General features: G+C 53.1%; 22 protein-coding genes. 10 read left to right on the forward strand and 12 right to left on the reverse strand.

What is annotated here, in order from left to right; translation table 11 throughout:
- Positions 1–51 precede the first annotated feature (51 nt).
- Positions 52–1,107 carry a type IV pilus twitching motility protein PilT gene (locus QOX26_RS10980; protein ID WP_283675020.1) on the reverse strand — a complete coding sequence of 352 codons (1,056 nt, stop codon included), beginning with the start codon at positions 1,105–1,107 and terminating at the stop codon, positions 52–54.
- Positions 1,108–1,136: 29 nt separating this feature from the next.
- On the reverse strand, positions 1,137–2,843 hold the full coding sequence (locus QOX26_RS10985) for a GspE/PulE family protein (protein WP_442870228.1): 1,707 nt from the start codon (positions 2,841–2,843) through the stop codon (positions 1,137–1,139).
- Between the two features lie 371 nt (positions 2,844–3,214).
- Here QOX26_RS10985 and QOX26_RS10990 point away from each other — a divergent pair, with 371 nt between their 5' ends.
- The 3 genes from QOX26_RS10990 (at position 3,215) to QOX26_RS11000 (ending at position 6,600) form a co-directional block, all read left to right on the forward strand.
- Positions 3,215–4,648, forward strand: a complete 1,434-nt coding sequence (locus QOX26_RS10990) for a vWA domain-containing protein (RefSeq protein WP_283675021.1) — start codon at positions 3,215–3,217, stop codon at positions 4,646–4,648.
- A 142-nt stretch (positions 4,649–4,790) separates the two neighbouring features.
- A complete protein-coding gene (locus tag QOX26_RS10995) occupies positions 4,791–6,191 on the forward strand; it encodes an MATE family efflux transporter (RefSeq protein ID WP_283675022.1) in 1,401 nt (466 codons plus the stop codon).
- Positions 6,163–6,600 (forward strand): MarR family winged helix-turn-helix transcriptional regulator, encoded by a 438-nt coding sequence (locus QOX26_RS11000; RefSeq protein ID WP_283675023.1) that lies wholly within the window; start codon positions 6,163–6,165, stop codon positions 6,598–6,600. The genes QOX26_RS10995 and QOX26_RS11000 overlap by 29 nt, the downstream gene beginning before the upstream one ends.
- Here the strand turns inward: QOX26_RS11000 and QOX26_RS11005 are convergent.
- The 3 genes from QOX26_RS11005 to QOX26_RS11015 form a co-directional block, all read right to left on the reverse strand.
- Positions 6,588–7,127, reverse strand: a complete 540-nt coding sequence (locus QOX26_RS11005) for a dipicolinate synthase subunit A N-terminal domain-containing protein (RefSeq protein ID WP_283675024.1) — start codon at positions 7,125–7,127, stop codon at positions 6,588–6,590. The two genes, QOX26_RS11000 and QOX26_RS11005, sit on opposite strands and share 13 nt — an antisense overlap.
- A 90-nt stretch (positions 7,128–7,217) precedes the next feature.
- Complete coding sequence (locus tag QOX26_RS11010) at positions 7,218–9,314, reverse strand: hypothetical protein (protein WP_283675025.1); 2,097 nt, start codon at positions 9,312–9,314, stop codon at positions 7,218–7,220.
- Positions 9,301–11,598, reverse strand: coding sequence for an efflux RND transporter permease subunit (locus QOX26_RS11015; RefSeq protein WP_283675026.1), 2,298 nt, complete (start codon positions 11,596–11,598; stop codon positions 9,301–9,303). Before QOX26_RS11015 ends, QOX26_RS11010 begins: the two co-directional genes overlap by 14 nt.
- Before the next feature lie 190 nt (positions 11,599–11,788).
- Between QOX26_RS11015 and QOX26_RS11020 the strand changes: the two genes are divergently transcribed.
- Positions 11,789–12,343: a TetR/AcrR family transcriptional regulator gene (locus QOX26_RS11020; RefSeq protein ID WP_283675027.1), complete on the forward strand. Its 555-nt coding sequence runs from the start codon at positions 11,789–11,791 to the stop codon at positions 12,341–12,343.
- Between the two features lie 47 nt (positions 12,344–12,390).
- On the opposite strand, the gene QOX26_RS11025 is transcribed toward QOX26_RS11020, so the two are convergent.
- Together QOX26_RS11025 and spoVG are read right to left on the reverse strand one after the other, a co-directional pair.
- Positions 12,391–13,530, reverse strand: a complete 1,140-nt coding sequence (locus tag QOX26_RS11025; RefSeq protein WP_283675028.1) for an MGDG synthase family glycosyltransferase — start codon at positions 13,528–13,530, stop codon at positions 12,391–12,393.
- Positions 13,531–13,585: 55 nt separating this feature from the next.
- On the reverse strand, positions 13,586–13,846 hold the full coding sequence (spoVG, locus tag QOX26_RS11030) for a septation regulator SpoVG (RefSeq protein WP_283675029.1): 261 nt from the start codon (positions 13,844–13,846) through the stop codon (positions 13,586–13,588).
- Between the two features lie 128 nt (positions 13,847–13,974).
- Here spoVG and murC point away from each other — a divergent pair, with 128 nt between their 5' ends.
- Both murC and QOX26_RS11040 read left to right on the forward strand, forming a co-directional pair.
- Complete coding sequence (gene murC / locus QOX26_RS11035) at positions 13,975–15,348, forward strand: UDP-N-acetylmuramate--L-alanine ligase (protein WP_283675030.1); 1,374 nt, start codon at positions 13,975–13,977, stop codon at positions 15,346–15,348.
- A 154-nt stretch (positions 15,349–15,502) separates the two neighbouring features.
- Positions 15,503–16,114, forward strand: a complete 612-nt coding sequence (locus tag QOX26_RS11040) for a cytidylate kinase-like family protein (RefSeq protein ID WP_283675031.1) — start codon at positions 15,503–15,505, stop codon at positions 16,112–16,114.
- Between the two features lie 101 nt (positions 16,115–16,215).
- Here QOX26_RS11040 and QOX26_RS11045 read toward each other — a convergent pair whose 3' ends face one another.
- Entirely contained in the window at positions 16,216–16,791 is a 576-nt protein-coding gene (locus QOX26_RS11045) for a hypothetical protein (protein WP_283675032.1), read from the reverse strand.
- 126 nt (positions 16,792–16,917) lie between these two features.
- Between QOX26_RS11045 and QOX26_RS11050 the strand changes: the two genes are divergently transcribed.
- Positions 16,918–17,298 carry a metallopeptidase family protein gene (locus tag QOX26_RS11050; protein WP_283675033.1) on the forward strand — a complete coding sequence of 127 codons (381 nt, stop codon included), beginning with the start codon at positions 16,918–16,920 and terminating at the stop codon, positions 17,296–17,298.
- Positions 17,299–17,308: 10 nt separating this feature from the next.
- Here the strand turns inward: QOX26_RS11050 and QOX26_RS11055 are convergent, their stop codons facing one another.
- Both QOX26_RS11055 and QOX26_RS11060 read right to left on the reverse strand, forming a co-directional pair.
- Complete coding sequence (locus QOX26_RS11055; RefSeq protein ID WP_283675034.1) at positions 17,309–17,845, reverse strand: transcription repressor NadR; 537 nt, start codon at positions 17,843–17,845, stop codon at positions 17,309–17,311.
- Positions 17,846–17,924: 79 nt separating this feature from the next.
- Positions 17,925–18,611 carry a 3D domain-containing protein gene (locus QOX26_RS11060; RefSeq protein WP_283675035.1) on the reverse strand — a complete coding sequence of 229 codons (687 nt, stop codon included), beginning with the start codon at positions 18,609–18,611 and terminating at the stop codon, positions 17,925–17,927.
- Between the two features lie 564 nt (positions 18,612–19,175).
- On the opposite strand from QOX26_RS11060, the gene QOX26_RS11065 reads away from it, so the two are divergent.
- Together QOX26_RS11065 and QOX26_RS11070 are read left to right on the forward strand one after the other, a co-directional pair.
- A complete protein-coding gene (locus QOX26_RS11065) occupies positions 19,176–20,834 on the forward strand; it encodes a ribonuclease J (protein ID WP_283675036.1) in 1,659 nt (552 codons plus the stop codon).
- Between the two features lie 78 nt (positions 20,835–20,912).
- Complete coding sequence (locus tag QOX26_RS11070) at positions 20,913–21,719, forward strand: 4Fe-4S dicluster domain-containing protein (RefSeq protein ID WP_442870229.1); 807 nt, start codon at positions 20,913–20,915, stop codon at positions 21,717–21,719.
- Between the two features lie 34 nt (positions 21,720–21,753).
- On the opposite strand, the gene QOX26_RS11075 is transcribed toward QOX26_RS11070, so the two are convergent.
- Together QOX26_RS11075 and QOX26_RS11080 are read right to left on the reverse strand one after the other, a co-directional pair.
- Complete coding sequence (locus QOX26_RS11075; RefSeq protein ID WP_283675038.1) at positions 21,754–22,293, reverse strand: hypothetical protein; 540 nt, start codon at positions 22,291–22,293, stop codon at positions 21,754–21,756.
- Between the two features lie 21 nt (positions 22,294–22,314).
- Positions 22,315–23,295, reverse strand: coding sequence for a biotin--[acetyl-CoA-carboxylase] ligase (locus QOX26_RS11080; RefSeq protein WP_283675039.1), 981 nt, complete (start codon positions 23,293–23,295; stop codon positions 22,315–22,317).
- 82 nt (positions 23,296–23,377) lie between these two features.
- Between QOX26_RS11080 and QOX26_RS11085 the strand changes: the two genes are divergently transcribed.
- Positions 23,378–24,175, forward strand: a complete 798-nt coding sequence (locus QOX26_RS11085) for a YlmH family RNA-binding protein (RefSeq protein WP_283675040.1) — start codon at positions 23,378–23,380, stop codon at positions 24,173–24,175.
- Positions 24,176–24,191 lie beyond the last annotated feature (16 nt).

A 24,191-nucleotide genomic window follows, 5' to 3' on the forward strand; every position in this document is an offset into this window, starting at 1 on the left:
ACATCCAATATTCAAAATGGGAAAAGAGGAGCGTGCCGCAAACAGACAGCATTACAGCAGTCGCTTAGACAGTGTGGCACGATCCTGCGCAAAGGCCAGTGCCTCCTCGCGGCTGATTTCTCCGGCCTGAAAGAGGTCGAGCAGCGCGTCGTCCATCGTGCGCATGCCTGCCTTGCGGTTGGTCTGCATGACGGAGGGAATCTGGAACGTTTTGCCTTCGCGAATGTGGTTGCGCACCGCGCTGTTGGTCATCATGATTTCCATGGCTGCCACACGACCGTGACCGGACTGCTTGGGCAGCAGCTGCTGCGAGACGACACACTCCAGCACATCGGCCAGCTGTGTGCGAATCTGCTGCTGCTGATAGGGCGGGAACACATCAATAATACGGTCGATGGTGTTTGCCGCGCCCACGGTATGCAGGGTCGAGAAGACAAGGTGTCCTGTTTCCGCAGCGGTTACCGCGGTGGAAATCGTCTCAAGGTCGCGCATTTCGCCGACCAGAATTACGTCCGGATCCTGTCGGAGCGCTGCGCGCAGGGCAGAAGCGTAACTCGCGGAGTCGCTGCCCATTTCGCGCTGATTGACGATGGATTTCTGGTGGCGGTGCAGGTATTCAATCGGATCTTCCAGTGTGATGATGTGGTGGGTGTATTTCTGATTAATAATGTTGATAAGCGAAGCGAGCGTGGTCGATTTGCCGCTGCCGGTTGCGCCGGTAACCAGCACAAGACCGCGCTTTTTATCGCACACGGATACGACGGAATCGGGAATGCCCAGCTCCTGTGGACTGGGAATGCGCAAATTCAAAATACGCGCGACCAGTGCCATCGTGCCGCGTTGATGGAACACATTAATACGAAACCGTCCGACCTGGGGGATGGAGTAGGCAAAGTCCACTTCGCCCAAATCGGCAAGCACCGCTTTGTGATGATCCGTCATAATGCTCTCAGCCAAAAGGCGAACATCATCCGGCATGCAGATTCCCTCGGCAATCGGCGTCAGCTCGCCGTCGATACGGGCGGTGGGCGGGATGCCAACGCTCAGGTGCATATCGGAGGCGCGGCGCTCAAGCGCCAGTGTAATCAGCTCTTCAAAAGTTTGCATGTTTGAAAGATTCCTCTCTCCGTTGCAGGTCAGCCGTCAAAGGAGACCTTCAGCATTTCATCGACGGTAGTAACCCCTTCCAGCACATAGTACGCCGCACTCATGCGCAGGGTATGCATGCCTTGGGTAAGCGCCGCATCACGAATCTGCTCGGTAGAGCCGCGCGACGTGATGATATTTTTCAGTTCAGGCGTCATTTCCATGATTTCGTATACGCCGATTCGGCCGTAGAAACCGGTATCGCCGCACAGCGGGCAGCCGCAGGGATCGTAGACGGTAATGTCTTCCGACGCAGAGACGCCGAGCAGCGTCTTTTCTACTTCGGTTGCGGGACGGGGCTTGCGGCAGGCCTTGCACAGCTTGCGAACAAGTCGCTGGGCGATAACGCCCACCACGGAATCGGCCAGCAAGTAGGACTCCAGACCCATGTCCAACAGACGCGTGATGGTGGCAGCGGAGCTGTTGGTATGGAGGGTACTGACCACGAGGTGACCGGTGATGGAAGCCTGAACGGCAATTGCGGCAGTCTCGTAGTCACGAATCTCGCCAATCATAATGATATCCGGGTCCTGACGCAAGATAGCGCGCAGGGCGGTGGCAAAGGTCAAATCCGCTTTGGGATTGACTTGCACCTGGTTGATGCCTGCAATATTGGCTTCCACAGGGTCTTCAACTGTAATAATGTTAACGCTTTCGCGGTTCAGCTCGGAAAGCGCGGTGTACAGTGTGGTGGATTTGCCGCTGCCCGTAGGGCCGGTGACCAATATGATGCCGTTTGGGTTCGCCAGAATATGCTCAAACCGGTTCAGCTCCCAACTCTGCATGCCGAGCTCGGCCTTGGTGCGGGTCAGCGCAGTAGAAGAAGCCAAACGCATAACGATCTTCTCACCATAAGAGGAGGGAAGGATGGAAACACGGATGTCGTACTCATTACGGTCAACCACGAGGGTGATGCGTCCGTCCTGCGGCTTGCGCTTTTCGGAAATATCCATTCCGCCCATGATTTTGATACGCGTGACAATGGCGGGCAGCAGGCTGATGTCATACAGCATTTTCTCAGCCAGCACACCGTCGATACGATAGCGCACACGTACCTTCTTTTCCAGTGCATCCAGATGAATATCACTCGCGCGCTGACGCACGGCTTGCTCAATGATGGAGCGCACCAGCTGTACGATTGGGGCGTTATCCACCTCGGACTGTTCTTCTTCTGCCGCCGCAGCAAGCTGCTGCAGCTGCGTTTCGCGCTCCTTGGTGTATTGCTCGGCCGCGGACATTGCTTCATCCGTGCCGAAATATTTATCCAGTACCGCGTTAATTTCGCCAACTGTGGCAATGCGCGGCTCAATAACGCAGTTGGTAATAATAGAAATATCATCCTGCGCGACCATGTCCAACGGGTCGGACATCGCGAGGATGAGTGCATTATTATCAAAGGTAATCGGAAGGACGGTATGCTTGCGCAGCACGGAACCGCTGACAAGACCGATGATGTCGCTGTCAATCCGGATGCCGCGCAGGTCAATACGGGGGATGCCAAGCTGCACCTCCAGAACGTTGACGATATCATCGTCGGTGACCGCGCCTTGTTCCACTAAACAATCGCCCAAATGCTTGTGATTCTTTGCCTGTAGGGTTAGTGCGGCATGCAGCTGCTCTTCCGTTATAATGCCGCGCATGACCAGCAAATCACCCAAGCGGTACTTTGCCTTTTCCAGCTTCATAGTTCGCTCCATATCCTATACCATGCATTCAAAATGGGTCCCACATTCAAAAATAGGGAACAAATTCGATAAATGCATAAAAACCCCAACAAGTGTTGAAATATCTAAACTCTATTCTTCTATATTTTAATGAGTTTGGAATTGCGTGTCAACAAGTTGTGACAAGAATTTTAACTATTTCTGAATAAATTGTAAATAGAACAATTTATTGCTGATTAAATATTGGAAAATTCGTGATTATCAATCATACCTTTGTACTAACATTTGAGGAATGAGAAATTTCACGCTTTTTATTGTAAGTAGAGACAAAATAGAATAGAATATTATTTATTGTAATATAAGAGATACACGCCGTTACTCAGGCCGGCTAGGGGGAATAGGCAATGCGACAGAAATATTTACTATGCATTTTTTTACTGGTGACAATGCTGCTGCCGCCAACGGCCGGAGCTGCAACCATCGAACAGGTGCAGGCGGTCATGCCTGAAATCAGCGTCTATCTGCATGATGACGACGGCGCAGTCGCACAGTGCGATAAGAATCAGATCAAGGCAACATTGGAGGGGGAGGCGCTTACGGTAGACAGCCTTACTCCTTCGGAACAGGGAGTGTTTTACATCTTCATGATGGATGTTTCCGCCTCTATTCCGTCCGCATATTTCCAGTCAGCTAAACAGGCGGTACTGGATACTTACAGCAAAATGCGGCAGCAGGATCGGTTGGCGGTCATTTCGTTCGGCAGCGAAGTGCGGCTGCTGCTCGATGGCAGCGAGTCCCCTGAGCAGGTGACTGCGGCACTGGATAACCTGGCATGCAAAGATGTGCATACCCGGTTCTATGAAGCGATGAATCTGCTGATTCAAACGGCGAGTGAGGTTGAGGACATGCGACGCGTTGCCGTCGTGATTTCCGATGGAGTCGACGATGCCGATGCAACGATGTCGCGGCAGGAGTTGGAGCGCCTGCTGCAGCAGAGCGGTGTGGCGGTATATGCGTTGGGCATTGACACGGTGACCGCCGAAGCAGCGGAGAGTTTTCGCAGCTTTATCCGCCTTTCCGGTGGAGAATTGTATCTGTTTTCACCCAATACGGTGGACGCGGTGTTAAGCGATTTACTGAGCCGAATCGGCGGAATTTGGAAACTGGGGCTGCGGGCAAACCACAATCTGGCCGATGGACAAGCCCACACGCTGACTGTGGAGTTGGGTGTGGCGGGTTCGGTGACTGCACAGGTGCTTACCGAACAGTGGACGCCGGATGATAAGCCGCCGTATCTGCTGTCCTGCGAGGCAGATGCAGACGCGGGGACCATTACATTGGGGTTTAGCGAGCCGGTCAGTGGATTGGATCGGCTGGAGAGCTATGTGCTGCATGACCCGGAAGGACAGCTTGTCCCTGTATCCATTTCATCGGCTGAGCGTGACCGTGTCGTGCTTGCGGTGCAGGGACTGACCGAGCAGGCCGGTTGGATGCTGGATGTAGAGGGCCTGACCGATTTGTCGATGGAAAAAAATTCGATGGCGGAGTTGTCTGTTCCGCTGTTTAATGAAGCTGGGGTGACAGAGCTCAGCAAGACAACAGAGGACACGGCGGCAGTTCCGTCCGGCCGCAAAGAAGGTCTGCATGCGCTGGTTCTTTTGGCGGCAGTAATCCTGGGCGTTGTCATCCTTGCGGTGCTGCTAGTGCTTTGGGTAAAATTCCGGCATAAAAAACCGCGTGAGAAAACGGAAGAGAAGCCGGCACAGCCAGCGGGCAAGCAAACGGTTCGGTTTTTGTTCCAGTCGGACGAGTCGGCAGATCATTCACGCAAAAAGTAAATCAAACATGCTTTAAAGTGAGAAAATTCTTCAAAATTATGCGCGTTTATACAATATAATACAGTACTTGCGTCTGTGAGCGTGTTGTGGTACAATACTCCTTGCTCGTTGCGCGCGCAACGAAATTTGAAAGGAGTATTCTATGAGCAGCAAAGCAGTAAATTCAACATTGGGTGAGGAGAAAATCGGGAAGCTGATTTTGAAATACTCTGTCCCCGCAATCATTGGACAGATTGTAAACATGCTGTACAGCGTGGTGGATAGAATCTATATCGGCAATATTCCGGGCGTGGGAGGACTGGCGATTACCGGCGTTGGCATTACGATGCCGATTACGATGATTATCACAGGACTTGGCATGCTCGTCGGCATCGGCGCCGCGGCAAATATCTCTTTGGCGTTCGGTAAGGGAGAGCCGGATCGCGCCAAAAAGATTCTGGCAAACGGCATCGTCGGTACGGCAATTATCAGTATTTTAACTGCCATCCTAGGCAATCTATTTGCACCGCAGATTATGCAGCTATTCGGCGCGACTGACGTAACAATGCCCTTCGCCTTGACGTATCTGCGCCCCATTCTCTTCGGTACAATCTTTAATTTGACTGCATTTGGCCTCAATGGTTGTATCAGCAGTGACGGCAATCCAAAGCGCGGCATGATGACGATGGTAATCGGTGCGGCCATTAATATCATTTTGGATCCTATCTTCATCTTTGGCCTTGATATGGGTATCGCAGGTGCAGCCTATGCAACGGTGATTTCGCAGATGGCCGCCTCCGGCTGGCTGTTGTTCTACTTCTTCCGCAGCAAGAAGGCAAACATCAAGCTGAAACTTGCTGACTTAGGGTTGGACTGGTCCATCATGAAGAACATCCTGAGCATCGGCTCGGCACCTTTCCTGATGCAGTTTTCGAGCAGCATCGTGCAGCTGCTTTCCAACAATGCGCTGCTGACTTATGGCGGCGACTTGGCAATCGGCGCAATGGCAGTTATTACATCGATTTGTTCCATATTTATTATGCCGATTATTGGCCTGACGCATGGCTGTCAGCCGATTATGGGATATAATTTCGGCGCAAAAAAGTATGCGCGTGTTCGCCAGACCTACTCGCGCGTTCTCATGATTGTCACAGCGGTGCTGCTTCTGGGATATGCCGGCATCATGCTGATTCCGAACCTGCTCGTCCGATGCTTTTCGCCAGATGCGGCACTGTCACAGATTGCAGTGGACGGCATGCGCATTTATCTGTTCATGCTGCCGCTGATTGGCATTCAAATGGTATCAACAACCTATTTCCAGTCGGTTGGCAAGCCGGTGTTTGCGATGATTATCGGCCTGACGCGCCAAGTGATTTTCCTTGTTCCTGCATTTATCATTCTGCCGAAGATTTACGGTCTTCGCGGCGTGTGGTATGCAGGACCGGTTGCGGATTTACTGGCTGTTTCCCTGTCGGCGATACTGATTGTGCGGGAGTTTAAAAAAATTCATCGGTTAGAAGATTCGGAGGACAACAATGAGCGAAAAGCAGAAGAATACGCTTGACCCTGTCAGCTATTATTTGGGACATCTTCATCGCTTGAGCACTATTTATTTGTCAAAACAGTTTGCGGACCTGTCCATCGGCTTTGGACAATATCTGTTCCTGATGCATTTGTACGGCGAGAACGGACTGCGGCACGAAGAGCTGACGGCGCGGTTGCATGTCGATAAATCCACCACGACACGTGCCATCACCAAGCTGTACGAAGCTGGATATGTCACGGTAAAGCAGGAGGATATTGACAAGCGAAAGTTCAGAATCTATCTGACTGACAAGGCGATAGAGCAAAAAAAGACCATTCTGAAAATCGCCGACGAATGGGAAGCACGTCTTGTGGAATGCCTCGAGCCCGAGGAGCAGAAAGAGCTGTTTCGCCTGCTGAAAAAGATGGCTGATAATCAGCCGGAGTAAGCAAGCAAAATATGCGGGACTGCGCAAAACGCGGCTTTCAGCATGCCAATTCTGATAAAAGCGCCCGGAACAGTAGTTTCGGGCGCTTTTTCGGTTGAGGTACGCAAAAGGGTCTGTATCGCTAATGCGACAGGGACGGCGTTTAGGGTCGCGAGTTCCTCACGGGATAAGTAGTCGAGCAGTTTGAGTTCGTTTTGCACGGCGCGGGCATGCACCCAGAAGGGAATCGCACCGCCAAGCGTCAGCGTGCCGGCCGGAATCGAATCCAGCACGTCGGCAAGGGGATGCGGCGCGTTGGATAGCGGTGCGTTTAGCTGACCATCGCCGTACTGCACCGGCATGGGCAGAATAACCGCCTGCACACCGATCAGGTCGGTGCGCAAATCATGCATGGGGATACCGTCGTCTATCTTATGGCGTTCGAGTGCAAAAACGCGAACCTCATGGCCTTCAGCGTGGAGAAGTCCGGCCAGATACGCCTGCCGTACATCGCCGCCGATTACCGCGAGTGTCGCCGATTTCTTCATATCAAAACCTCCTTTGCGCCAGTCTATGCGGCGCAGGGGGATTGTGTCCGCGCGCAAACGGCGCTCCCAACGATTGGGAGCGCCGTTTTGTCAATCATTCTGCGTAAAAACGCCTGTAATTGCGGTGAAAAGTGCTTTGAAAATATTGACGATGCGACCAAAGACACCGATGTCCTGCGTCGCGGCTTCGTCCTGCTGCACTTCGGCCGAATCATCAACCGAAATTTCCTGCGTGCGCAGAATAAACTGCAGACTGGATGGCGTTGGATTTTCCGAGGAGGTGACCGATTGCAGCGCGGCGGCGCTGTCCAGATTGATGAGATTGGTATCCTCCTCCAAATCCTTCTTGCCGTCGTCGATGGCACTGTGAATCTCATCGGTTGCGCTCTGCAGGCTGCTTGAGCTGTTGGATGCAGTTGCTTTGGCAAGCACATCAAGAAGCCCGTCAATCGAACTGGCTACACTCTGATCGGACTGGTCGCGAACCGAGCGCAGGGTGTCCTGCGTGGACTGAAGCAGCTTGGTGGACGCGGTCAGCGCGTTGGAGGTGGCGAGCATCAATTCCGAGCCTTTGTCACATGCGCTGGTTGCCGTGCCGGTCAGCACATTCAGGCTGTCAGTCAGTGCGGGAATATCGGCCAGCAACTTGTGAATCGATTCGAGAGAGGTGTTTGCAAGCTGCGTTAGACGCTGTCCGTCAGCGGTCATATCGCCGGGCAGGGATTCGTAATCATCAAGCAATTTGTCAATATCCTGCAGTGTAGATACCGTGCCCTGTGTCGTGCTGCTTAAATCGCCCAGACTGCCGCAAAGCTTGCCCAGACTGGAAACCAGATTGCGCGTTGCTTCCAAAGAGCCGCCCAGTGTCTTGACTGCGGCGGCAATCAGTGCATCGGTCTGTGCATCTCCCGTGCCGGGCAGCGCACTCAGTCCTGCAAGCACCTGTTCCATTTGCGCGATGGATTCATTCAGGCGGCTCAGCGCGCTTTTCAGCTTAGACAGGTCGTCAGTCAGCGTTTTGACAGTGTCCTTGAGACTGCTGAGCTGTATCCAGCTGTCACTGGTTTTGTCGTTCAGTGCGTCAATCAAGTCGTTCAGATTGCCCAGATTGTTATTGATGTCGCGCAGCAGCTTCTGATACTCCGTCACGTTGCTGTCGGTGTCGCTGAGAGTGCCGAGCAGGCTGTTGGTCGTAGCATTGAGGGTGGCAAGCGTGGATTTCAGCGTGGTCAGCTCGGGAATCAGCGAGTTGGATTGACCGGCCAGAGTGTCCAGCGCGGCGAGCGCGGCATCGGACTGTGGGTCTAACGTCCCACGGGAGGCAATCAGCTGCTTGCGCACTTCGTTGATGCCGGAAATACCGCCGGACAGTGTGCCGAGGCCGCTCTGCATGCTCTGCATCGTGCTGAGCATGTCGCTCAACCCGCTGTACAGGCTGTCGCCCGAGTTGCCGAGCCGGTCCTTGATGTCACGCAAATCCGCAAGCATATCGAGGGAAGACAGCGTGGCCGGTGCCATCAGCATAGCTATGCCCATGCTCTCAAAGCTATTGGATCCGATGCGGACGGTAAACGTGCTCTCCTCACCGGGCATGCCGAGAAAGGCCACCAGCTTATAGGTGCCGAAGGACTGTATCTGCGCGCCGGGCGCTTCAATCGACAGCGCCTTGCTCATGTCAATGCCCGTGCCGACAAGCAGGGTCATATTGTTCTTATAATATGCGCTTGCGGCAGCATTGGGGGTGGCGTGCACAGTAATCTCAATCAGACCGGCTGCACCGGCGCACTTTTCGGCCGTTGCGGGCACACCGTTAATCTTGTAGGAAACATCAAAATTCCACGGCAGCTGGATGGACGAATTGTCGGAGGGGATGCACTCATAGTAAAAGCGCTGTTGATCGGAATCAGTCAGATTCCAAGTGACAGATGTATCCTCGACGGTCGGCTTGTCATGGGTAGACATATTGTACACATCTGAATAGTTGCCAAAATCGGTGAAGGTGTCCAATCCGTTCAGGCTGACGCCCTTGACAATGCGCATATCGTCCGGTATGCCGTAGTAATCCATGTTGATATAGACCGACTCGTCGGTTTCGACAGTCGGCGCTGCGGCGCCTGCCGTCTGCGACAGCAGCAGGATGGCTGCAAGCGCACCCGCGGTCAGGCGGCGATAGTTATTTGTTTTCATCTTGATTTGCCTCCTCGTTGGGGGTGTCGGATTGTTCGGGTGGCTGCGCGGTGTTCTTTTTGCCGCAATGTATCAGCTTATCCCGCAGCGCCTTGTGCCGTTCATGACGGTTTTGACGTATTTGCGCATGCAGCTGCAGACGCTGTTTACGCAGCTCGTTGATGGTGGGAAGCACCAGCTTATGTGCGCGGATGCGGTTCATGCGAGCATGCTTGCGAGTGGCATAGTCGGGCTTGATAATCCACTTGTCGAAAATCATTAAGCAGATTGGCAGCATGAACAGTACCAGAATCACGGAAAGCAGTGCGCCGCGGCCAATCAAACGGCCAAGTCCTGCGATAGCTTCGATGGTAGTCATGAAATACAGGCCGTATGCCACGGTCATGAGAATCAAGCCGGAGGTGAGCACGCTCAGTGCGCTTGATGCAACGGCGCGGATGGCGGCCTCCTTTTTGTCACCCTGCGCACGGGCATCCAAATAGTTGTTGGTCAGCAGAATAGAGTAGTCGATTGTTGCACCAAGCTGCACACAGGATACGATGATGAAGCCAAGGAACATAGTGCGCTGGCCGTAAATATAGGGCAGCGCCGTGTTGATATAAACCGCCGCCTCGATTGGAATGAGCACAACGAGCGGGAGGATGAACGACTTGAAGGTAATACCAACCACAATGGCCACACCAATCAGCGAGATAACGTTGACAAAGCTGTAGTCCGTGGTGATGACCTGCTTGATGTCCTGCGTGGAAGGGGTTACACCGACAAGATACGTCTGTTGATCGGGGTAGTACTTTTCAATGGTGGAACGGATTTGATCCGAATAGCGGAAGGCGGCGTCACTCTCGCCTGCGGAGCGGACGTTTACAATCACTCTCGCCCAGTGCTCAGAGTGAAGCTGACTGGTCACACTGCCGGGCAGAAAACTCTCCGGAATGCCGTCTGGCACGGCGGATGCCAGACCGAGAGCGTATTTCACATACGGTAAATCGGCGATTTCATCGGTCATCTGCTTTTCGGTTACATTATCGCCGACCGGAACGAGTGCGAGCATCATATTGCTTTGTCCGAATTTCGCATTCATCTCCTGTTCCGCGTCATAAACCGGTGTGCCGGGGGAATTTGCTACGGCTTCGTTGCCGTATGTAAAGTCTGCCATGCCTTGACCGATAAAGCAGGGGATAACCAGCACAAGCACAACAATGAGCAGTGGCTTCCTGATTTTGTATGCAAACTCGCCGAAGCCGCGGAACTGCGGCATAAAGGAACGGTGGTGTGTTTTGCCGATAATGCCCTGAAAGCGCAGAATGAGCGCAGGCATCAGCAGCAGCACGGTCGCAAGGCTCAGCACAATGCTCTTTGCAAGCACCAGACCCATGTCGCGGCCGATTCCAAATTGCATGATGGCGAGTGCAAGGAAACCGACAATCGTGGTTGCACCGGATGCACCGATGGAAGTAATGGCGCTGCGTAGCGCGTTGGCCATGGCCTGCTCAGGCTCGATGCCGTTTGCCTTTTCTTGCGTGAAAGCATGCAGCAGGAAAATGGAATAGTCCATGGAACAGGCGAGCTGAAGCACAGCGCCCACGGCATTGGACATAAAGGAAATCTCGCCGAAAATCAGGTTTGAGCCCATATTAATCACGATTGCGATACCCATGATGGATAGAAACAGCACAGGCTCAAACCAAGAGGTCGTGGTTAACGTTAGGATTACGAAGATAAAAATAACGGCCAATACCATAACGCGTGCGACCTCAGCATTGATGGTAGGCCCTAAGTTGGTATCAGAGGTGGCCGAGCCTGCGACCAGACCACGGTCTCCGACGATGGCTTCGATTTCATGGATGGCCTTATGGGTGCGGGCGGATGAATCGCTTTCCGTAAAGGTGAGGTCCATGTATGCGCAGTTGTCCTTATAGTAGTCGTCAATCTGGGAATAATCGATAAACTGGCTCGAACCATAAATGTTGGTCGAGGTGTCGCACCACATGATGAGGTCTACGCCGTCAACATCTGCAATACGGTCTTTGATGGCCTTGGCTTCGTACAGCGTCACATCCTTCAGCATAACGCGGCCCATGCCCGGATAAGTAAATTCTTCCTTCATGATATCAAGCGCTTGCGCCGATGGGGTTGAGTCGGGAAGATATTTCGTCAAATCATAGTTGACGCCCACAATGGGGATGCAGATTAGGCTCAGCACCACTAGAATGGTAAAGACTTTTTCGATCAGCTTTCGATGGTTAATAATTAGATCGACAGGACTGTGTCCCTTCAGTTTCACAAGAAAAACACCAACCTTTCGGAAAATAGACATTGCGTTCGATTTCTTTCTGTGGTAAAGTATAGTACAGAAAGATAAGCGACACAACATTCAAATTTAAATCAAATGTATAAAATCATACATTGTGAATGATATATGTGCAAAATGTCATAAATTTTACAAAAAGCAACAAAAGAATGGAGGATGGACGATGAAGGAGCAGGAGGATAAGCGAATCCGCCGCACCAAGAAGCTGATACGGCAGGCGCTAACAACACTGATGCAGAAAAAAGAGTTCCAGAGCATCACCGTAACGGACATTGTCCGCGAAGCGGATATTAACCGCGGTACGTTCTATGCCCATTACCGGGATGTTTATGATTTGCGTGAGAAAATTGAAAGCGAAATGATCAGTGATTTTAAAAGCATGATTGACGGCTTTCGCCCGAATACCGTAGACACCTCTCTGCGGCCGGTGCTGGTGCGTGCACTGGACTATCTGGAAGAAAACAGTGATGTCGTCACAACGCTCATGCGGGTGAGCGGGGAAGAAGGATTTGGCCGCAAGCTGATTGAAATTATTGAAGAATGCCGTTTGGCGACGGTATCCGGTCCGAGTCTGGAGGATTCCTATATCGGCCGGTTTGTTTCTACGGGTTTGGTCGGACTGCTTGAAAAGTGGGTCAAGGAAGAAGCGCCGCTCACGAAGGATGAGATGATTCGCCTGATGGAGAAGATTTTAAGTCCGTTGATTTATCAGACATGAAAAAGCAGCGTGTTCTCGTTTGAGAACACGCTGCTTTTTAATATCGTTTACTGCCAGTTTAGGACAAAGTCGGCAAGCCGTTCGGTTGCGTCCGGATGAGCGACGGCCTTCATGGTTTGGCGCACGGTCTGCAAGCGGGCGGGATTGTGAAATAACTGATAGACCGCTTCATCGACCGGAAAGTGCTTGGTAATCAGCGCCGCCATCCCGTTGTTGACCAGAAAATCAACGTTGCGTTCCTCGTGCCCCGGAATGGGGTCGACGAGCAGCATCGGCAGGTTTTTCGCCAACGCTTCGGATACTGTCAATCCGCCGGGTTTAGAAATGATACAGTCGGAAGCGCTCATCATCACTTCAACGTTCTGCACGAAGCCATACGGCTTAATGATGCAGTCGCCTTCATAATGCGCGGCATACTGCTCCACGCGGAGAAACTGCTTCTTGTTGTTGCCGCATACTACCAAAAACTGAAGCGGCAGACCGATCTGCGTCAGCTTTTCAAGATTTTTGACATTGTCGGCATACCCCATACTGCCGCCCATGAGCAACAGAGTAGGGCGTGCGGGATCGATGCCGAGCTGCTGCGCCGCATCCTCCCGTGAAAGGAGCTGGTTGAATTTGGGGTGCACCGGAATACCGAATGGGAGCAGCCGTTCAGCCGTGATGCCGCGCTTGATGCAGCGGTAGCTGAGCAGCTCGCTCGCGGTCACGATATACTGCACACGCGGCACATCCTCCCAATAGGGATGAAGCGTATAGTCGGTGACGATGCCGATGGTTTTGATATCGTCCAGTTTTTTGCGCTTTTTCAGTTCGTCCACCATCTGCGCGGCAAACACATGAGTACAGATGATGACGTCAGGTGCATAACCCGCCAGTACTTTGGCAAATTTAGATGCACCGAGCGCGTTAACGATGTTAATCATGCTGGAACCGGCACTTCCGGCCGTCAAATAACCCTGCCCGCCGTTTTCGGCAAGCTGGTAGATTAGCCGGTAAAGCGTCTGCATATGCTTGGAGGAAAACAGATAACCCTTATCGATCGTGTTTTTCACAAGATTGCTGATATAGGCGTAAACATCAAGTGTGTGGACTTCAGCTTTCTTTGCCGTCAGCATATCCCCAATTGCCTTGGCGGTCGCATGATGACCAAAGCCGGCCGTCACGGATAAAATTAATACTCTCATAGAGCTCCTCCTCGTACTGGGGTTATTTTACACCAAAGAGGAGAAAAAAGCAAATCTATTGCAAAACAGACTCCTGATAGGCGTCAAGCACGCGATGCTCAAGCTCGTCGCGCAGCGCATTGCCGACCGGATGAGCAATATCACGAAACTTACCGTCAGGCATGCGGCGGGAGGGCATGGCAAGAAATAAGCGGTCGTGGCCGTCAATAATCTTGATGTCGTGCACGGCGAAAACGCCGTCGAATGTAACCGAAACAAGTGCTTTTAAGCGACCGTATTCCGCCAGATGGCGGAACTTGATGTCTGTGATTTCCATAGTGTACTCCTTCTTAACCTAATTTCATGTCAATTTCGTCTGTTTGCCTATATATATTTTGGACAAAGTGTCATATAATATACGATAGACTTTTTAAATGACTAGAGAAATTGAGGAGGCCTAGGTGTATGGCCCTGTCTATTCAACCCTATATTGACCAAAAGAAGACAATTCACCTCATTGGTATCGGCGGCGTTTCAATGAATTCGCTCGCCGAGCTTCTGCTTTCAATGGACGTACCGGTCACCGGCTCTGATCGCAGCGAATCCCCGGTGACGGATCGGCTCGAACGTCTGGGGGCGCGTATTACTTACGCGCATCTGGCGGAAAATGTGGATGGTGCGGCGCTGATTGTCCGTACAGCCGCAGTGCATGATGACAACCCGGAGATTATTCGCGCGCGGGAGCTCGGTATCCCTGTGATGGAACGCGCCGAAGCGTGGGGACATCTGATGCGCGATTACGAACACGTTGTCTGCCTCTCCGGCACACACGGCAAAACAACGAGCACCTCGATGATGACGCTGATTACGATGGAGGCCGCGCTCGACCCCACCGTAATGGTCGGCAGCCATCTGCCGGCGATCGATGGTACGCTGCGCATCGGCGGTAAGGGATGTTTTGTGGCCGAAAGCTGCGAATACTGCAATTCATTCCTGAACTTTGCGCCGACCGTGGCGGTCGTGCTCAATGTTGAAGCCGATCATCTGGATTTCTTTAAGGATATCAACGATATCATTCACTCCTTCCGCTCGTTCTGCGAGCTGACGCCGATGAGCGGTCTGGTCGTCGTGAATGCAGATGATGCAAATGCAATGCGCTGTGTGGATGGTATCAACCGTGCGGTCAAGTCGTTCGGCCTGTCCGAAACGGCCAATGTACGCGCGGTCGACGTGGAAGATGTGAATGGGTACTACCGCTTTACAGTCATGATTGACGGCGAAACGTACGCCAAAGTCAAGCTGTCCGTTCCCGGACGGCATAATATGCTCAACGCGTTGGCTTGCTGTGCGGCTTCCTCCTTCCTTGGTATTTCGGGCGAGGTTGCAGCACGCGGCCTGAATAAGTTTACCGGCTCATCCCGCCGGTTCCAGCTGGTTGGCAAGATGCCGTGCGGTGCGACAGTGGTGGACGATTATGCACACCATCCGAGCGAAATGCGTGCGACGCTGTCGGCGGCAAAGGAGATGCACTTTGATCGCATTCTGTGCGCGTTTCAGTCGCACACCTATACACGCACCAAAGCGTTGTTCGGAGATTTTGTTGAGGCGCTGAAGATGTGCGATTTGGCGGTGCTTGCCCCTATTTATGCGGCGCGTGAGCAAAATACGATCGGCATTTATGCAAGTGATCTTGCGGCACGGGTGCCGGGCGCGGTTGCATTTGACAGCTTTGATGAGATTATTGATTATATTCGCCGAGAGGCGAGGCCGGGCGATTTGGTTCTGACCATGGGAGCCGGCAATATCAATGAAATCGGGCCAAAGCTGATTGAAGGATAATAGAAAGAAGAGACGCGTTGTGTGACGCGTCTTTTTTTCTCAAGATTTGAAAAAAATACGCACGCAAGCTTGACAAAAATCATAAACTGGTGCATAATAAGCATGTAAAGATTGTATATATTGTATAATCTTCGATTGGTAAGGAGGGTGCGTTATGAGTAACAATTTAATTATTACCATAGGTCGTGAATACGGAACAGGTGGCCGTGAAATCGGACAAAAGCTAGCGCTCCGCCTTGGTATTGCGTTCTATGACCGCGAATTAATCACACGCGCGGCCAAGAAGACCGGCTTTGATGAAAAGCTGTTTGATCAGCTGGATAAGCGTGCAACCAACAGCTTCCTCTATTCGCTGACCATGTTCGGCTCAGTCGGCCTGAACGGTATGAGCTTGACCGATCAGCTGTATCTGGCTCAGTCCAATACCATTCGCGAAATGGCGGAGGACGGTCCGTGCGTCATCGTTGGCCGCTGTGCAGACCATGTGCTGCGCGATTTCCCAAATCGCTTTGATTTCTTTATCCACGGCTCAATTGAGGATCGTGTGAAGCGGATTCAGACCTGCGGGGATTACGAAATTGAGGGTAAAACACCGGAAGCGGCACTGGAAAAGATGGATAAACAGCGCTCTACATACTATAACTACTACACCGGTAAGGTATGGGGCAAGTGCGACCATTATGACTTGTGCGTCAATGCAGGCCGTCTGGGCGTTGAAAACGCGACGGAGATTATGCTGCATTACGTTGACAAGCTGAAAAAGTAGACCCTGTTGCATGGGGGAAGAAGAGAAGAGGGCAAACGCCGCCGTGTCTACGGCGGCGTTTTGCTGCAAAAAAAGACCGGTCAGATGACCGGCCTTTGTGTTTATGCAGTTTTTGCACCAGCCTTGCGGATGGAGCAAATCGGTTTCCAAACCAGAATCGAAATACCGTAGTCAATCATCGAATGAATCGCAGTGCCAAGTCCGACCAGCAGCAGCACGCTCATCACGAAGCCGTTGGCAAGCTGCTCGGGCTTAAAGAGTGAGCCTGCAAAGAAGAAGGGGGTCACGACTGCGATTTCCGCCGCGGCATGCAGCAACGCAATCAGCAGGTTGAACACCGTGCTCTGCACCGGATGGTTAATGGTTTCGGGATGGCGGCGCAGATACCATGCACCGGCCAGCGCAAACACAATGTGAGACGCGGCTCGCAGCGCGATAATCGGCGGTGTGGTGAAAAAGAAGCCGAGCGTTGTGCCGAGGCAGACGGCGGCGGCGACACCGGGCGAAATGAACATGGCAATGAAAATTGCCACGTGGCTAGCGAGCGTGAACGACATCGGGCCGAGCACGACCTTAGGCATGAACATAGGTACAACGATACCGACGGCGCAGAGTACACCGGCAAATACCAGATTGGTGAGGCTGTTCTGTTTGGTCATAATGAGGATTCCTTTCATTTGTCTGTTTACCGAGGTTCAGTATACAGCAAAGTATGCCACGTGTCAAGACACCTGTTAAACAAAATTGTCAGGTTGCACAGCGGTACAGGATGTGATATAGTAGGTGCGAAAGGAACGGTACTTATGATTTCTATTGATGAATTTGAAGATTTGCTTGATGAAATCGCGCAGGAGATACCGCCGGTGTTTTTCGAAGAACTCAACGGCGGCATTTTGGTCGATCCGGGGCATCCATGCCATCCGGAGAGTGTAGACGGCAATTTGTATATCATGGGCGAATACCGTGTCCATCCTGCGATGGGCAAGTATATTGTCATCTACTACGGTTCCTTCCGAATGGCGTACAGTGAACTGCCGCTCGCGGAACTGCGGGGGGAGATGCGCCGCGTGCTGCTGCATGAATTTCGTCATCATGTGGAAGGCCGCGCAGGACTGCGTGATTTGGAGATTTTCGACGCGGAACAAATTGCGGGTTATAAAGCAGAACATAAAAAAGAAGGCTGACCGGTTGGGGTCAGCCTTCTTTTTCGGATTCTGTCACCAGAAACTGTTTTTCCTGCAGTGCGGTGATAATACGCCCCAACGCCGCTTCATCCGCGGCGCGAATGCGGTGCAGGTGAATACCGCCGGTCAAATCGGAAAGCGGCTTTACCTGATAGTCAGAAAGCTGCTTTATAAATTCGTCCGCGTCAAAGCGGGAGGAAATATGCAGTTGGCCGCACAACTGGCCGTAGACGGCGTGCTCCACGGTCACGTCAATCACTGTGCCGCCCAGGTCGACAATGGTGTACAGCTCCTCAAGCAGCCGGTCGTTTGCATGGCGGCAGGCAACGCTGCAGTGAGCGAATACGGGAGCCGCGGGCTGCGTTTCCAGAACATAGCCGCGCGGGGTCGCCAACACGGCCAGACCGCCTGCGCGCAGCAATGCAACATCTCCGACGATAATCTGACGGCTGACACCGCATTGCGTGGCCAGTACGGTCGCACTGACCGGACCGGGAGCGGAGAGCAGCATTTGTTTGATTTTTTGGCGCCGTTCGCCTGCGTTCATCGTCAGTCACATCCTTTGCTTTCTATCATAGCAAAAGAAAAGGGACTATGCAAGCGGCATAGTCCCAATGCTTTATTTTTTAGTCCAACACATAAATGTCTGCATACTTGATGCCCAGCTCATAAGCACGGCCGTGCGAGGAGACGCAAACGTCAATACGTGAGCCCTTGATGGCTCCACCGGTGTCCTCAGCGATGAATACACCGTAACCGTCGATATAAACGCGGCTGCCCAGCGGGATGATCGAAGAGTCTACCGCGATGGTGCGGCCCTCGGACATCGTGGTGCCCATTGCCGTTTTTGCATCCGAACGGCCGTTGCATTCTGCACAGGGGCAGTAGAACGACAGCTTGTAGTTGCCCAGCTTTGTGGCCTGCGACTTGATGGTGTCATCCGCCAGAAGAGCAGCCGAGTATGCAACCGCCTTGGTTGCAACCGGTTCGCTCAGCAGGGTATTGTACTTTGCGGCAGCGGCGGCCTTTGCCTTGGCTTCCGCCTCGGCCTTTGCCTTAGCCTCCGCTTCCGCCTTTGCCTTGGCTTCCGCCTCAGCCTTTGCCTTTGCCAGCGCCTGCTCGGCGGTGGTGATTTCAGATGCGGTCAGTGCAGTGCCGACCGAGGAAGTCAGGTTCGAGGACAGAACAGCGACAGGCGCTGCATCCACGGCTACGGTACTGTCCACAGCGCCGGCCGAAATAGAAGCCAGCGAACTGATGGCGAGCGCGGCGGCAATCAGCTTGCCAAAGCGCTTTCTCAGATACTTAGACATGTGATGAATCTCCTAAATCTGGTGAAAACCCGCGCAGAGCGCGGCATCGCCGGAGCGATTTGTTTTCGGGTTGTTACTGTTTTGTAGTCGGGTTGTTTCCGATCTGTAACCAATGATACGATATCGTAACCTGTTTGTCAAATGGTTTTTATGAATTCTGTGCAATCCCGCTAATTGTTTTTTGAGTGTAAGGGAAAGCTATGTGTATAATGCTAAAAAGTTCAGCTTTTTTGACAAAAAGTGGTCTTTCATCATGAAATGGTACGGGGTTACAAAAGGAAATCCTCGATTGGAATAAAGAATTTTGATATGACCATACTGTTTTATAGGATGGCCAAACAAAAATTCCTTTACAGCACATTGCCGTTATGGTATTCTGATAGTAAGTGTTTGCAGGCTGTGCGCGGAATGAGCCGCCAATTTGCGGTATGGCCGGTCTGCGGTTTCACTATAGGAAATAAGACGGAGGAACGGGAATTCATACCGTCTTTTTTGAAAAGAAGCGGGCAGGAACCCGCATAATTTACGATACTGTAACTTGAAAAGGAAAGTGATAAAACGATTATGAAAGAAAAACTGAAAATTATACCGCTGGGCGGTCTCAATGAGATTGGCAAGAACATGACGGTGATCGAGTACGGAAACGACATCATTGTTATCGACTGCGGCATTGCATTCCCGGATGACGACATGCTGGGCGTGGATCTGGTAATTCCGGATACGACGTACCTAAAGCGCAACTTGTCTAAGCTGCGCGGCTATCTCATTACGCACGGACATGAGGATCACATCGGTGCCATCCCGTACGTGCTGCGTGAGGCCAATGCGCCGGTGTATGCCACCAAGCTGACCTGCGGTATTGTCGAGACTAAGCTGTCGGAGCATAAGATGCCTCAGAAGGTCAAGCTCAACCGCGTGAAGGCGGGGGACTCGATTAAGCTGGGCTGCTTCAAGATTGAGTTCATCCACACCAATCACTCGATTGCCGACTCGGTTGCGCTGGCGATTACGACGCCGCTCGGTGTGCTGGTGCACACGGGCGACTTTAAGATTGACCTGACGCCGGCCTATGGTGAGATGATCGATTTGGTGCGCTTCGGTGAACTGGGCAAGAAGGGTGTGCTCGCGCTGATGAGCGATTCGACCAACGTTGAGCGCCCGGGTTATACGCCGAGCGAGAAAATCGTCGGCAAGTCGCTCGAGCGGTTTATTACCGAGAGCGATCAGCGCATCATCATTGCCACCTTTGCCTCGAACGTGTCCCGTTTACAGCAGATTTTGGACATTGCAAACCGCAGCGGCCGAAGGGTTGCAGTCTGCGGACGCAGCATGGAAAAAATCTCGCAGGTTGCGGGCAGCCTGGGCTATTTAAAGGATACCGGCAAGTGCATGATCGACATTGCGGAAATCAAGCGCTACCCGCGTGAGCAGCTGATTATTGTTTCCACCGGTTCGCAGGGCGAGACGATGTCGGCGCTTTATCGTATGGCCTACGGCAGCCACAAGCAGGTAGAGGTCACCTCGGGCGACCGTATTCTGATTGCGGCTTCGGCGATTCCCGGTAACGAGAAGTCGGTCAGTAACATGGTGAACGAGCTGTATAAGCTGGGTGCAGAGGTCATTTATGACCGCTCGGCCGCCATCCATGTTTCAGGTCACGCCTGCCAGGAAGAGCTGAAAATGATGCTCGCGCTGTGCAAGCCCAAGTATTTCATTCCGGTACATGGCGAGCACCGTATGCTCAAGATGCACGCGGCGTTGGCGCATGAAATGGGCGTGAGCCCGAAGAACACCATCGTGACAGAAATCGGCCGTCCGGTCGAAATCGGCGAAAACTCGGCGCGTCTGGCCAATCCCGTTCCGGCCGGCCGCCTGCTCGTTGACGGACTGGGCATTGGTGACGTCGGTACTGCGGTGCTGCGCGACCGTAAGCATCTGTCTGAGGACGGTTTGCTCGTGGTTGTCGTTACCGTTGATGCGACGACCGGTGTCGTGATTGCAGGACCGGATATCGTATCCCGCGGCTTTGTTTATGTCAAGGAAGCTGAGGGTCTGATGGAAGAACTGCGCAAGCTGTCGCAGGCTGCGCTGGAGCGCTGCTCTTCTGAGGGCGCGCGCGACTGGAACAGCCTCAAGACCGCCATCAAGGGCGACCTGAGCGACTACCTGTTCAAAAAAACCAAGCGCAGCCCGATGGTGCTGCCGATTATCATGGAAATCTAAAAGTAAAGCGGCTGTCCGATGGACAGCCGCTTTTTTGTTTGCTATACTTACCTTATATAATGATAGGGGATGAGTGTAATGACGGTTTGGGCAATGTATTGGAGCGCGACCGGAACAACGGAAAAGGTAGTTACGACCATTGCGCAGACAACTGCGGCGTGTCTGGGGGCGGCATTTCAGTCCTACGACTTTACACTGCCGGGCATGCGGGAGCATGCGCCGGAATTCATGGCGGATGATCTGGTCGTGTTTGGCACGCCGACCTATGCGGGGCGTGTGCCCAATGTGCTGCTGCCGTACTTGACGACGGTGCGTGGCAATGGCGCGCTCGCTGTTCCGATTGTACTGTTTGGCAACCGCAATTTTGACGATGCACTCATTGAGCTGCGCGATATTCTGGCGGCAGACGGCTTTCGTCCGTTTGCGGCGGCGGCCTTTGTGGGAGAGCATTCCTTCTCGAATACCCTCGCCGCCGGACGACCGGATGCAGACGATTTGGCGCTTGCGGTGCGCTTTGCAGAGCAGGTGGCGAATCGGCTGCGGGACGGCCGAGTGGATTTGATTGAGGTGGACGGTCGTGCCGAGGGGCAGCGAACTTACTATCAGCCGCGCGACCGGGCGGGAAATCCAATCGATATTCGCCGCGTTAAGCCGAACACGAGCGATGCGTGCGATGATTGCGGATTATGTGCTGCGGCGTGTCCGATGGGATCAATCGACCTGCAGGATGTGAGAAACTATGTCGGCATCTGCATCAAATGCGGTGCATGCGTTAAAAAATGTCCTCATGGTGCCAAGTATTACGATGATTCGGGTTATTTGTATCACAAGGCCGAACTCGAGGCGGAGTATCAGCGACGCGCAGAGCCTTCTTGCTACATATAAAGAAAAAGGGCGGCTGTCAAAGCCGCCCTTTCGATTATGCCTGATACATGCCAATCTGACTCAGTGCTTCAATCATGTCGTCGATGGTTTCACCGCCGATTTCCAGACTTTCGGCCATGCCGGGATGCTCTTCGGAAAACGTGTCCCACGCGGTGGTGAGTCGTTCGACACGCTCGACGCCGAAACGTTCAAGCAGGGGTATAAAACGCATAAGATTCGGTGAATAAATTGAAATCACCTTGTATTTCTGAATGAAAATCTCCTCTTCGCTTTCGTGGGACGCGAGCGCAAAGGAGGACAGCCCGTCCTGATACAGCAGCTCGCCATAGCCGTCCAGAATGGTGGCCAGCTGCTTTTTGGTCATGCCGTCGAGGTAGTAGACCAGCTCGCTGTTTTCTGCATCCGGATGCACAGCCAGAAACAGCGGGGCGGGCAGCATGGCGTAAAACGCCTGCACAAATTCGGGCAGCTTATCAAAGCTAAGATTAAGTGTCAGCGTGTCGCCCTCGACCTGATACTGCTCAAAAAGCTGCTCGGGGAAGGGAACGGTAACGCCTGCGGCGGTTTGAATCATATTTTAACTACTCCTTGTGAATCATGTGGATAGACGAATGCTGATTTCGCCGGAGGAAAGAGTGTGGGCGGTGCCCTGCGCATCCTGCACAAGCAAATGGCCGTTTTCGTCAAGACCGGTGCAGATAGCTTCGTATTTGGCGGCCGGTGTCATAACCGTAACGGTCTTGTCAATGCAGCACAGGCGGCGCCGATATCGTTCGAGCAATACGGCAGAATCGCCTGATTCCAGCAGCTGGTACGCATGCTCAAATTGCTCGAGCACAGCGGCGGCCAGTACGGCGCGGCGCGGGGGCGTACCGAAATCGGCGAGCGAGCCGGCAACTGTGCGCACTTCCTCCGGCCAAGCCGGATTGTCGCGCAGGTTGATGCCGATGCCGACAACAACCGCGCCGATTGCGCCGGTTTCGCCCTCAATGGTGGCCTCAGTCAGAATGCCGCAGAGCTTTTTGCCATGCATCAGCACATCGTTGACCCACTTGATCTCGGGCGAAAACCCCGCCGTCTGCTCGATTGCATCGCAAACAGCGACAGCAGCCGCAATGGTCAGCAGGTTCAGTCGGTCAAGCGAAAGCTGCGGGTGCAGGAGCATGCTCAGATACAGCCCTGTGCCCGCGGGAGAGGAAAACGTGCGTCCGAGACGGCCGCGCCCGCCGGTCTGCTCTTCCGCAATCAGCGCAAAGCCGTGCGGTCGGTCAAGGTAGTCCTGCTTGAGCACGGTGTTGGTGGAGGAGAGCGACGGCAGAATAAGGCAGCTACGCCCGAATGCTTCGGTTTGAAGCAGTGCGGAAATACCGGCTTCGGTCAGGCTATCGTCATCCGCTTCGAGGAGATACCCCTCGCCGGGCACGGCGTCGATTTTCAGACCGCCGGCGCGCAGCGCGTCAATCGCCTTCCAAACGGCTGCACGGGATACACCGAGCGTTTCCGCCAGTGCCCCGCCCGAGATGCGTGCGCCGCGCGTCTCTTCGAGTGCCTGCAGCACCGCGTCCTTTACCGCCATAGCATGTATCCTCCTTGTTAACGATACTACTATTGTAAACCAAAGCGACAAATAGTACAATGGGGGAAAGGGGAGAATCTGTTTGAAAACAAAGAATGAAATCATTTCTGCACTGGCGCACAACGGAGAAGAGCGAATGCTGCTCGCCCAACTGTTTGACAAAGAGCAGACCTGTATGCAGCGCGGGTATCTGACGCACACGCGTTTTCTTGATTTAAACGAGCGTGCGCTGTGCACCGAAGCAATTCGGCAAATGGGTGCATCCGGTCATGCGCTGATTTGGGGCGGCTATGACGACGCGGAACGCGCGGTGGCTGTTTTTTATCCGGATTATCTGGATGAGTCGTCTGCCAGAGAGACCGCACCGCTCGTTCTGCTGCGTGCGCATAAAAACGAGGGCGACGCGCTGATGCATCGGGACTATCTGGGTGCGCTGATGGGGCTGCAAATTGAGCGTGATACCGTGGGCGACATATTGGTGCATGAGGAAGGCGCCGACCTGATTGTCATGGAAGACATGGCGGAGTTTCTGCTGCTTCATTATGATAAGGCGGGCAGGAAGCGAATCACTGTCACGCAAGAGCCGTTGGATAGCCGGAAGAGCGCAGCGGTTGAGGAGAAGACAGGTTCAGGCTCGGTATCCTCGCCGCGCTTGGACAGTGTGACCGCGCTGGTGTTTGGCCTGTCCCGTACCGAAGCACAGGCGCGTATTGCTCGGGGACTGGTCTTTCTGAACAATGCCCCCTGCATGAAGGATGAAAAAAATGTAAGCGAAGGCGATAGGCTAACACTGCGCGGTATCGGCCGTGCAAAAATTGATTCTATTGGCGGAACCAGCCGAAAAGGACGAATTTTTGTTCATTATGTCAAAACATGCTGAACGAGATTAGGTGTTG

Origin of the sequence: Butyricicoccus sp. Marseille-Q5471 (assembly GCF_951230135.1) — a bacterium.
Lineage (GTDB): Bacteria > Bacillota > Clostridia > Oscillospirales > Butyricicoccaceae > Agathobaculum.